Source organism: Chamaesiphon sp. VAR_48_metabat_403 (assembly GCF_031422475.1).
In the GTDB taxonomy this organism is placed as follows: domain Bacteria; phylum Cyanobacteriota; class Cyanobacteriia; order Cyanobacteriales; family Chamaesiphonaceae; genus Chamaesiphon.
The window spans coordinates 1-10,384 of record NZ_JANPLS010000491.1 but is presented as its reverse complement, the minus strand read 5'-3'; the positions used below and the strand labels follow the sequence as shown (position 1 = coordinate 10,384).

General features: G+C 43.8%; 10 protein-coding genes and 1 tRNA gene. 5 read left to right on the top strand and 6 right to left on the bottom strand.

The genetic code is table 11. From position 1 onward, the window contains the following. Positions 1-243, bottom strand: a 243-nt coding sequence (locus tag RMO79_RS23245) for a hypothetical protein (protein ID WP_310485640.1), incomplete at its 3' end; no start/stop codon positions are given. Between RMO79_RS23245 and RMO79_RS23240 the strand changes: the two genes are divergently transcribed. Both RMO79_RS23240 and RMO79_RS23235 read left to right on the top strand, forming a co-directional pair. Beyond that, on the top strand, positions 227-1,735 hold the full coding sequence (locus RMO79_RS23240) for a rhomboid family intramembrane serine protease (RefSeq protein WP_310485639.1): 1,509 nt from the start codon (positions 227-229) through the stop codon (positions 1,733-1,735). The two genes, RMO79_RS23245 and RMO79_RS23240, sit on opposite strands and share 17 nt — an antisense overlap. 99 nt (positions 1,736-1,834) lie before the next feature. Continuing rightward, the gene (locus tag RMO79_RS23235; RefSeq protein WP_310485638.1) at positions 1,835-2,671 is read left to right on the top strand and encodes an Rpn family recombination-promoting nuclease/putative transposase; all 837 of its coding nucleotides are present in this window, start codon (positions 1,835-1,837) and stop codon (positions 2,669-2,671) included. 79 nt (positions 2,672-2,750) lie between these two features. Here RMO79_RS23235 and RMO79_RS23230 read toward each other — a convergent pair whose 3' ends face one another. Together RMO79_RS23230 and RMO79_RS23225 are read right to left on the bottom strand one after the other, a co-directional pair. Beyond that, positions 2,751-3,062, bottom strand: coding sequence for a hypothetical protein (locus tag RMO79_RS23230; RefSeq protein WP_310485637.1), 312 nt, complete (start codon positions 3,060-3,062; stop codon positions 2,751-2,753). A 136-nt stretch (positions 3,063-3,198) separates the two neighbouring features. Beyond that, positions 3,199-3,609, bottom strand: coding sequence for an Npun_F0494 family protein (locus RMO79_RS23225; protein WP_396136664.1), 411 nt, complete (start codon positions 3,607-3,609; stop codon positions 3,199-3,201). A gap of 247 nt (positions 3,610-3,856) precedes the next feature. Here RMO79_RS23225 and RMO79_RS23220 point away from each other — a divergent pair, with 247 nt between their 5' ends. Next, complete coding sequence (locus RMO79_RS23220) at positions 3,857-4,045, top strand: hypothetical protein (RefSeq protein WP_310485634.1); 189 nt, start codon at positions 3,857-3,859, stop codon at positions 4,043-4,045. Positions 4,046-4,228: 183 nt separating this feature from the next. Here RMO79_RS23220 and RMO79_RS23215 read toward each other — a convergent pair whose 3' ends face one another. After that, positions 4,229-4,411: a hypothetical protein gene (locus RMO79_RS23215; protein ID WP_310485633.1), complete on the bottom strand. Its 183-nt coding sequence runs from the start codon at positions 4,409-4,411 to the stop codon at positions 4,229-4,231. Position 4,412: 1 nt separating this feature from the next. On the opposite strand from RMO79_RS23215, the gene RMO79_RS23210 reads away from it, so the two are divergent. Next, the gene (locus tag RMO79_RS23210; protein WP_310485632.1) at positions 4,413-6,320 is read left to right on the top strand and encodes a S9 family peptidase; all 1,908 of its coding nucleotides are present in this window, start codon (positions 4,413-4,415) and stop codon (positions 6,318-6,320) included. 153 nt (positions 6,321-6,473) lie between these two features. Here the strand turns inward: RMO79_RS23210 and RMO79_RS23205 are convergent, their stop codons facing one another. Continuing rightward, positions 6,474-7,241 carry a glycerophosphodiester phosphodiesterase gene (locus RMO79_RS23205; RefSeq protein ID WP_310485631.1) on the bottom strand — a complete coding sequence of 256 codons (768 nt, stop codon included), beginning with the start codon at positions 7,239-7,241 and terminating at the stop codon, positions 6,474-6,476. Positions 7,242-7,371: 130 nt separating this feature from the next. Here RMO79_RS23205 and RMO79_RS23200 point away from each other — a divergent pair. Next, positions 7,372-7,443 (top strand) — tRNA-Gly (locus RMO79_RS23200). A gap of 1,062 nt (positions 7,444-8,505) precedes the next feature. Here the strand turns inward: RMO79_RS23200 and cas12k are convergent. Next, a complete protein-coding gene (cas12k, locus tag RMO79_RS23195) occupies positions 8,506-10,239 on the bottom strand; it encodes a type V CRISPR-associated protein Cas12k (protein WP_310485641.1) in 1,734 nt (577 codons plus the stop codon). Between the last annotated feature and the right edge of the window lie 145 nt (positions 10,240-10,384).

Below are 10,384 nucleotides of genomic sequence, written 5' to 3'. Positions count from 1 at the left end.
CTCCTCAACCTTGCGGCGCGCCACATAACAGCGCCCGCCCTGCTCGAGCCGCTGCTTGCTTCTTCTCCAGATTTCCCTCGGGTTGCGCTCGTCCCGGCAGATGATTTCGTCGTAACGAACATTGCTTTTCTTGCCGATGATAAACTGAAAGGCCGTTACCCGGGCACGGAAGGCTTTCACACTGCAGTTGATTATGTAGTTGGCCAGTATACAAACATCGGATACGATGAGTTGGTATTTCATGCCCGATCTGACGGTAAAGATTGGGATTGGCGCGTGGATTATCTCGGTGTTAATCCCGATGTTCTCGCTCCAGCGACTAGAATCGCTAGTCGATAAATCTGAATATCTAGCCGCCAGTCGGTTCGCCAAATGGGTAAGATGGTTGGCACCGACAGATGGCATGTGGAACTACCATCATTTACTCGCGGGGATTGCCCTCGCGCAGGCGGGACAAATCGAAACAGCGCATCAGATCTTCGATCGATATCAACCAGCAGCATTACCACCGCAGTCGTCGTCATCAGCAGCCCTTGTCAAAGTAGATCCGACTCGACGCAAGCAGAAGTTATCATCGCCGACAGCCATTGGCAGATCGGCAACTGCTTTATTATATCGTGCGACCGATCGATGGTCGGAGTATATTACTTGGTTCCGATGGCGACTGACAACCGATCGCGATCTCGATCGGGGTAATACTTTAGTCTATTACGTCCGGGCACTAGCCGAAACCGGAGATCTACATCGGTGCATTATAGAGGTAAATAAACTCGATCGCGATCGGCTCATTAATAATCAGCAATTAAATTTGCTCAAAATGTATCTCCTCGCCTATTGTGGGCGGATCGATGCCGTCACTCAGTCGTGTCAAAATCTACTCTCGACATATTCTAGCGATATCCATCAATTTTGGATCGGTACGGCAGAATTAGCCGCAGGTAAAATCGAAACGGGAACGGCAACATTAACCCAACTGCGCCAGACGACTCAAGATCGCTGCATTCAACACGATATCGATTGGCGACTATCTCAACCGCTCCCAGATTTGACGCAACTGAGTTCTTTAGATCGCGAATCTATCGCCCAAATCGAAGCAGCAATCCTCCAAGATGCCCGCTACAACGTCCAAACGCCTGTTAATGCCCGCACTCCAGTTACCAACTTATTAATCGCGATTAATGTGCTAATTTTCTGTGCGGAATTGGCATGGCAATATAAATCGGGAGATAAAAAATTTACCTTCATCCCGTTAGGTGGGTTAGACGCATCATTGGTGCTCGATGGGCAATGGTGGCGAATTATTACGGCTAATTTTCTTCACATGGGCATCTTACATTTGGGGATGAATATGGTGGCATTGCTGTATCTGGGTAAATTTGTCGAATATCGACTGGGGAGTTTCCGGTATCTGCTAGCGTATCTAATTGCTGGGCTGGGTTCGATGGCGACAATTACTTATATCGATACTCGCTGGATTGCAGAACACCAGATTACTGTCGGCGCATCTGGGGCAATTATGGGCATGTTGGGCGCAATGGGGGCGATTCACCTGCGGGGGTGGCGACAAGCCAAAGTTGCTGCGGCTGGGCGACAATTTCAGGCGGTGTTATTTAGCGTCGGGTTTCAGTTAGTATTCGATCTCACCAACGGACATACCAGCATTGTCGGTCATTTTTCGGGGCTGATTATTGGCTTTTTGGTAGGATTGGCGTTGTTGTTTTTGAGTAAGGAGTAAGTGGTGTTTTGACTGAATCCCAATGTTACCCAAAGGTTGGAGGCGATCGTGGTAATATGACCGAATATAGAGATAATTTATCATGACAATTAAAGATCGATGAGTTTTGATAATGTCTGTAAACTGCTAGCTGAAAAATACCCAGCAGATTTTGTCAGATGGTTGACTGGTGATGAGGCTAGAAATATTAAAGTATTGAAAACCGAGTTGAGTATCGAACCGATTCGTGCTGATTCGGTGATTTTCATTCAAACTTCCAGTCAGATTCTACATATTGAGTTTCAAACCCTAACACTGTCTAAACCAGGGATTCCTTTTCGGATGTTGGATTATTCTGTGAGGTTGAAACGCCAATATAAATGTCCCGTCTTGCAGGTGGTAATATTTTTACAGGAAACGGACGAGCCAATTGCGAGGATGCAAGAATATGTAGATGAGACAACTACTCATCGTTATCGCGCATTACGAATGTGGGAGCAGGATGCAAGTTTATTTTTAGGGAATCAGGCTTTATTACCATTAGCTCCCTTGTGTCAAACTGACTCTCCACGAGATTTGTTATCGCAGGTGGCTAACGAGGTTGCTAAAATAGAGGAGAGGCAGAACAGGCAAGATACGGCAGGTTATACTGAAATATTGGCGGGGTTGCGGTTTGAGAAGAGTTTGATTCGGCAATTATTAAGCGAGGATATTATGCAAGAGTCTGTTATTTATCAGGATATTTTACAAAAAGGTGAACAGAAAGGTGAACAGAAGGAGGCTGTAAGATTTTTAAATAGATTGTTAAATAGACGGTTTGGGGAAATAGATTCGTCGATAATAAATCGAATTCAAGTTTTATCTACGGAACAGTTAGAAGCTTTGGGTGAGGAGTTTTTAGGCTTCTCTGATGTTTCTGCTTTGCTGGATTGGCTCGATCGATCCCCTGGAATTTAAGAATATGAAATAAGCCAAAGTTATTGAATTGAAATGGTCTGTCTGTAGGCAAATGCTCACCCTATGTCTTGTCTATAATTCAATCAAAAATAACATCTATGGCGACTTCAATCATAGGATGAAGCAATAAGTTAGGAAACTTATTTTCTAATCTATCTAGACATTTTATAAATTCCTGACTTTGAAGATTTGCAGATATATCATCAAAAACAGCAGAGATATTATTTACGACATTTTCATCATTACAAGAGTCAAGAAAGTTAATTGTCTCTTTCGTGTTTTCAGATAATACCTGAGCTAATTTATTCCACCAAAGAGAAATCGTAGGATCTTCTATATGAAGAGAGTCAATTTTATGTATTATACTTAGTATTTTTTCTTCATCTATCATAACTTGTAAATCTTAGAAAGAGCGAATATCGAGTAAAATGAACGCGATTGCCTACGGCACGCTCCACGAACGAACATAAATGATGTTCGATCGATCTCAACTAGAGATAGCGCATCGCATGTGAACTTCGACCAAATTAGAATGGGAGGCGGAACCAGCGCGCGCGCCAATTACCGATGCGATCGAAGATACTTGCTGGTGGTAATCTGCCGCCAGCCGCTTCCCATTTTTCGACTAATTCTAAACCCAATGGTGTCAACCGAAAACTATCTGTTAAACCTTGTCCGTCCACTTCCCGCCGCAACATGCCCACTTGAATCAGCCAATTGGTGGCTGTTTCGACACTCAGCTCCGAGAGGGGATAGCGAGTATAGCCAGATTTGACACCGAGATCGCCAGCTAATTTAGGTACCGAGACACTCTCCCAACGTAGCTTGGCAAATAGAGCCAGATGAAATGGCGCACAGCGTAAGGCTAGTTCGGCACGATCGATCGTTGGAGCCGGATAAGAGATAATTTTGCCAGGAGGAGAAGTAACAACCACGATTGCAAATTTAAAGATAAATAACTACATATATTTTAACGCGGTCGCCACTCACACATGGATAAATGGCGGATGCGATCGAGCGAGTAAGTATGAGAAATTAAGAAAGCTATGGGAATTGACATCTTCGGCAACGATCTACATCACCGCTGGCGACTAAATTAACTACTAGCAGAATTTTCTTTCTGGCTAACTCTCAATTTGCCGAAAGTGCTCGTCAAACAGTCCAATTTACCCACACATAACGATCGTGTCTAGCGGCGAAACACCTAAAGTCCCTTTTCCTTGGTCGGCATTTTTGAGTCAGCCAGTATTTCAGCGCAAGTACAAATTAATTCTCAATCCAGGATTATTTCAGCAAGTCTATCAAGTCCGCTTGCTAGAAAGTTGTCTCCAGAAACAACTTCCATCGGCTAGATACCGCAATTTTAGCGGCTAAATAGCTCTGGGGGCTGTCATGGCAATTCGGTCTTCAGGTAGGTCATCTCGATCTTGCATAGCGATGGGGCTAGGATCGCCCCAATCGCTAAGTCATTACTGGGTGTGGTGAATCCAGTTTTTTTACAAGCCCTGGCAGCGGATATTTATCCCGATCCACAGTCTCGATCGAATCGAGATAAATCTATCGAAAAATTTTGGTTGATAGGCAATAGTTGGGGGCTGAGGTTTCGACACGATCGGTTAAAATCCAGGTAAGTGAGTTTAATGTCGGTACTATTTTGCCGATCGTGCCAGCTAGATGGTACTGACGATTCCACCCGGCGAAATTTTCGCGTGCGCTACTAAACTTTACATCGCTTGCCACTATGCAACTCGCTCCCTTTGGTTCTTGGAAATCACCGATAACTGCCGATGCAATCGTCGCTGATAGTATCGGTTTGAATTCGATCGTTTTAGATGGAACGGATATTTATTGGCTGGAATCTCGTCCCCAAGAAGCTGGGCGCAGTGTTATTGTTAGGCGCGATGCCAATGGGCAGATCGAGGATATCACGCCGCCAGAATACAACGTTCGCAATCGCGTGCATGAATATGGTGGTGCAGCCTATACAGTCCTTGATGGGCGAGTATATTTTAGTAACAATAGCGATAACTGTCTCTACATTCAAGATTTACGATCGCCAGATCCCAAGCTTGTTACTCAACTCACTCACGACACCAAAAAACGCTATGCCGATTTAACGATCGATACTCATCTGAATCGACTGATTTGCGTTCAACAAGAACACGACTCGGCAGATTTCGAGCCATTAAATACGATCGTCAGTATTAATCTAACTCAACCACACCACGTATCGACATTGGTAGGCGGCTGTGATTTTTATGCCGCACCCCGATTGAGTCCCGATGGCACTAAACTTGCCTGGTTGAGCTGGAATCATCCCAATTTACCTTGGGATGGTACCAATCTCCAAATGGCAAATGTCAGTAATGGCTATCTTGCCGCACCCACTTCGATTGCTGGCGGTGCCAATGAAACCATTTTTCAACCCCAATGGTTATCTGATGATACCCTGTATTTTGTCAGCGATCGCACGGGTTGGGGCAACCTGTACTCTTGGTGCGATGGTAAAGTTACGCCCATCTACGAGTTAGCTGCCGAATTTAGCCTGCCCCAATGGGTATTTGGGATGTCTACCTACGCACTAGTCGGCAAACATCGGATCGTCTGTACCTACAGCCAGAACGGAGTTTGGCATCTGGGACTGATCAACACCCTCAGCAGCCATTTTACCCCCCTTCACGTACCTTATACCGACATTGCCAGCGTGCGTGCAGTTGACAACTTACTCGTCTGCTGTGCCGCTTCAACAACCCAAACAAATGAGATTATCGCCATCGATCTCCTGACAGAATCCCGCGAAGTCCTCAAACGTTCCAATCGAGTCAAAATCGATCCCGGCTATCTATCGATTCCCCAATCGATCGAATTCCCCACTACCGATGGTAAAACTGCCTACGCCTTCTATTATCCCCCCACCAATCGCGATTACCAACCACTCCTGGGCGAAAAACCACCCCTGCTAGTTAAAAGTCACGGTGGTCCCACCGCAGCGGCTTCTAACCAACTCAGCCTTAAAACTCAATATTGGACGAGTCGCGGCTTTGCCGTTGTCGATGTTAACTATGGTGGGAGTACTGGCTATGGTAAAGCGTATCAACACCGCCTCGATGGGAAATGGGGCATTGTCGATGTCGATGATTGCACAAATGCCGCACTCTATCTAGTCAAACAGGGATTGGCAGATGGCGATCGATTGGCAATTTCTGGAGGCAGTGCGGGGGGTTATACTACGTTAGCCGCGCTCACCTTTGGAGATACTTTCAAAGCAGGTGCGAGTTATTATGGCGTGAGCGATTTAATCGCGCTCGCCAAAGATACCCACAAATTTGAATCGCGCTATCTCGATCGATTAGTCGCACCAGATCCAGATAATTCACCGATCTATCGCGATCGATCGCCGCTCTATTTTACCGATCGATTGTCCTGTCCCATCATTTTTTTCCAAGGTCTAGAAGATAAAGTCGTCCCGCCCAATCAAGCCGAAATGATGGTAGATGCCCTCAAAGCCAAAGGCATTCCCGTCGAATATGTCACCTTCGCCGACGAGCAACATGGCTTTCGTCAAGCAGCAAATATCAAACGCGCTCTGACTGATGAATTTGCCTTTTATGCCCGCATCTTTGGTTTCCAGCCAGCCCCAAATTCTTAGGAGTTGGGAGTTGGGAGTAAGAAGTATTTTGGATTTTGCGGCTCGCGCACGCCTCTGTTCCCCGACGGTTTAGCGAGACAAGACAGGATTTTGGATTTAAAACTTCCCTCTCCCCACACTCCCCATCACCCCGTCTCCCCGTCCCCTCATCCCCTATCCCCCTATCCCCACCAATTGCGAGTGGAGAATTTTGAGTGCTAATTCTGGTTTGTCGGTAATTATTGCGGCAACATATTTATTGCCAATCAGCTTAAACAATCGACGTTCGTCATTAACAGTCCAGACATAAACATCTGTTTGCAGCAGCTTCATCCGCCATAAAAACCCTAACTTCAGCAGTCTGTAGTGTGGAGCCACAAAATCTGCTCCAGTTTTCAAGATTCTATATTCAGGAAAAAACTGAGCTAAAATACCGAGTAACGGAAACTTACCAGTAACTTTGCCTAACAATAACCCGACCTCGATCTGCGAATCTAAATCTTTAATTTTCCTCACGGAAGCATCATTAAAAGATTTAATGACGTAGTTAGAGTAGTTGAGGTACTTAGCTGTAAGTGCAACAATTCGATCTTCATAGCCTTCTTCTTTAAGCTCGATATCCAGCCCGATCCGATCGCGACAGAGTTTGAGGATATCTTCAAATAAAGGAATCTCAAAGCCCTTACTTCTGGCGATCGCTTGCAATTGATGATATTGCAGATCGCCAATTTCAATATCGTCGATCGATGAATCATGATAACTAATTAAGTAGCCATCTTGAGACATCCGTACGTCAAATTCAATCTGGGAAACTCCAATTTCGATCGCTTTTAAAAAAGCTTCAATTGTATTTTCAGATTTAACCGTAGCTGTTTTACCTCGATGTGCGATGATACTGACGTTCGGTGGCGCAGCCACCGAGACTCGATGCAGATTATTCATAACGAGCGACCGATGATTGATGATATTCAGCATTGAAGTAAATTACCTCAATTTTCATCTATCGTAAGCGAATCGAATCATGATGTCTGTGGTCTATCGATCGCTTTGTGTGTTAAGATAGCTAGAGTTTGCGGGTGTAATTCAGTGGTAGAATGTCACCTTCCCAAGGTGAACGTCGTGGGTTCGAGTCCCATCTCCCGCTTTTTAGATTAGATAGTTGTACATTTCATAGATATTTGTCAGTTTTACATAATTAATGTCCAAAATCCGCTCTAAACCCTTGTCAAGAGCGGATTGTTGTTTTTTGATGTAAATCTGACCGACTCGATCGCAGTCAAATTTCAGTTTTAATTAGCTTCTGCCACAAAATAATTTATTTCAGATAATTATTGATATCTTCAGTCGTAATCTTTCAAAGATTGGGAAGGTGACATTCCTCTCAACCTACCTAAAAATTCACATTAAACCTGCGTTCTGCTGCGAAAGAACCTAACAACAGCTATAGCTTTGGTCGAAAGGTGCGGGGTAAATCTAGAACTTGCAAAAGCCTTTAAAACTACCTTTAGTCAGAAGGAGTGTTGCAACTAGACCTACAAAGAAGACGATCGGTAATAACGTTATCTTTCAAACTACCTTCAGTCAGAAGGAGTGTTGTAACCTTAACTGCTCGATTGCCAAACTGTATATATACTGATCTTTCAAACTACCTTCAGTCAGAAGGAGTGTTGTAACTCCAACGATCTCAAACGCTTGGTAATCAAAGTTTGTGGGACAGCATTTGGCAAAGCTGTCGCGAGTAGTGCAGTTGTCTCTCTCAAACTTTAAGAAAATTTGTTAGCCAAACAAGAAAACCAAGGCTGTGTATGAGATTCAAGCATTTGGCAGACCTTCTAGTGTTTTTGACCTCGCTATAGGTTTGTCAAGTAGCAAAATTTAGGTAGATATCCCTCGCACGGGATCGTTTCGGCACTGTCGCTAGAGGAAAGTCTCTACTTCTATAAATAAAAGCTGAACCCTATATTGCGTGGTCGCGCGGCTATGTCATACTAGAAAGACGAGACTTTTCAATATAACCTTTCCCTCTCACCGACAAGCTTTCGCAAGTCCATGAGAAGCAGCACAAAGGGCGGACAGAATGCCAGGGTCGGAAAGCAGCACCGTTAGATGGTCAAACTCACCCATTTTTCTCAGATCGATCGGCTCACAGAGCATCGATCGAGGCGCAATTACATTATATCAAATTCTGTGGCAAGCGCGATCGACATCACTTTTTGATGTTTTTTCTGAAATTGTAAGGACTCATGGCGATTGCCGTAGCTTGTAGGGGAGGAGTGCCTGGGGAAGGTAAAGCTCCCATTTCGACAGCAATATCGATCTTGGCAGCATTACTTCTAATATATTTTGATAGACGGTTGTAGCTCCATTTATGAATAACCACTGATTTTTTGCGAGTACGTTTTTGTTGAGTTCCAATATCTTCGGGGCTTTCTTCCTCCGCATCGGCTTCTAATTCGCTTTGAATTTTTTCAATGCTATTATTTACAGGCGGTAGGGCGATGCTGGCTGCTTTGAACTCTTGAGCAACCTGAATTACTGCTTTTGCCAAAAGTCGATCTAGATGTTCTCCTTGGGTCGATTCGGTAGGTTGATGAAACTGTCCTCGTTGGTTCTGTTTTCGGCGATAATTGCTGTTGTGCTGCTGTTTTAAGCGATACTCGCTGAGTTGTGGGTATTTATCCCCCAATAGTTGTCTCGTACTACGACAGGCAATAGTTTTTCCTGTTGCTACATCGACAACAGCTAGGTAAATTGGTTTTGCTGGATCGAAAATTAAGCCAACGCTAATTTGAGGATTAACTCTCTCGATCTGGCTACTGGACATAGGCAAATATCTGTTGAGTGTAGCTAGAGAAGTTTGATTTTTCTTGAGACTTTTTTGTTGATTGATACTCGGATTCTCATTTTTTAATTGTTTGGCAATAGTATTGCTAGTTTTTTGAATTTTCTGCTGTTGAATTTTACTCATACCTTCATCAGTCAATAAGTCCGTTTCGATCGCACAGTGAAGATATAGTTGGTGAGTATTCCAGGGTTCGTTTGCAGTCTGAGTTGTTAGACTCTTATGGCGATAGCGATCCTGGAATTCCTGCCGTTCCCATAGAAGGTGGGCAGAGCGAAGAACAAATAGACCTGATGAATATTTTTCTTGTCGATCGTCATCTCGATCGTTAGGTTTTAAATTCAATTGATAATCCTTGACAAACCGTTGAAATAGAGATAGTTGGCGACGATCGCAATAAACCTCGAAAACATAATTAGTTCCTTTGGTTAATCCGTTGAACTCAACGAATAATCGCTGAGTTAATTCTATAGAGTCGATCGATTCCCCTGTGGCTGTACGTTTGCATTTATACTGCTTGCGATAGAGCTTGAGCCAGCGGAGATCTGTATTAGTATTAAACTCAATCGGATGAGGCAGCGACGGTGGATTCCGAGAGATCGGATTGCGCCACAACAGATATTCTAGATTGTCAGTAAAATCGTCTCTGTTTGTGGTTTCTAAGCAGCTTGTCAAAGCTTTGTTTTGGATATCTCGCCCTCTGGGAAAATGACATGATAGTTGAGTTTCTAATCTTCGTACTCGTTTGAGCTTGGTTATAAACCACTTTTTAAACTTTTCATTAGATTCGATTTTAGGTTCGATCTTACAACCATGTCTAATTAGATAGGCGATTGCGGAATGACCGATGATATCTTCTTCTGGAAGCTCTGCGTGTTTCGTGAATAATAGATTGATTCTCGATAGTGCTTTTTCAGAATTAGCGATCTCTTTATCTATTTCAGAGAGCATCGATTCTGCATTTGTTTGTAGTTGTGCGAAGGTTAAATCGCATATTTCGAGTAGAGTTTCATCGCTGTAGACTATTTCTGTTAATCGATTTAAACCGTTAAGGCTGCGCTGCTTTTGCTGATGCAGTGCTAGCCAGCTAGCATAGATAGTCTGGTTCTACCGAACTTGCTATGCTAAACCATCTATAATAGCCTGATTTTAGCGATCGACAAAATTGAAGTTATAATTACTGTAACAAAGATATAGAAAGAGCTAAGGGCATATATTAAAATAATAAATAACTGAAATTGCT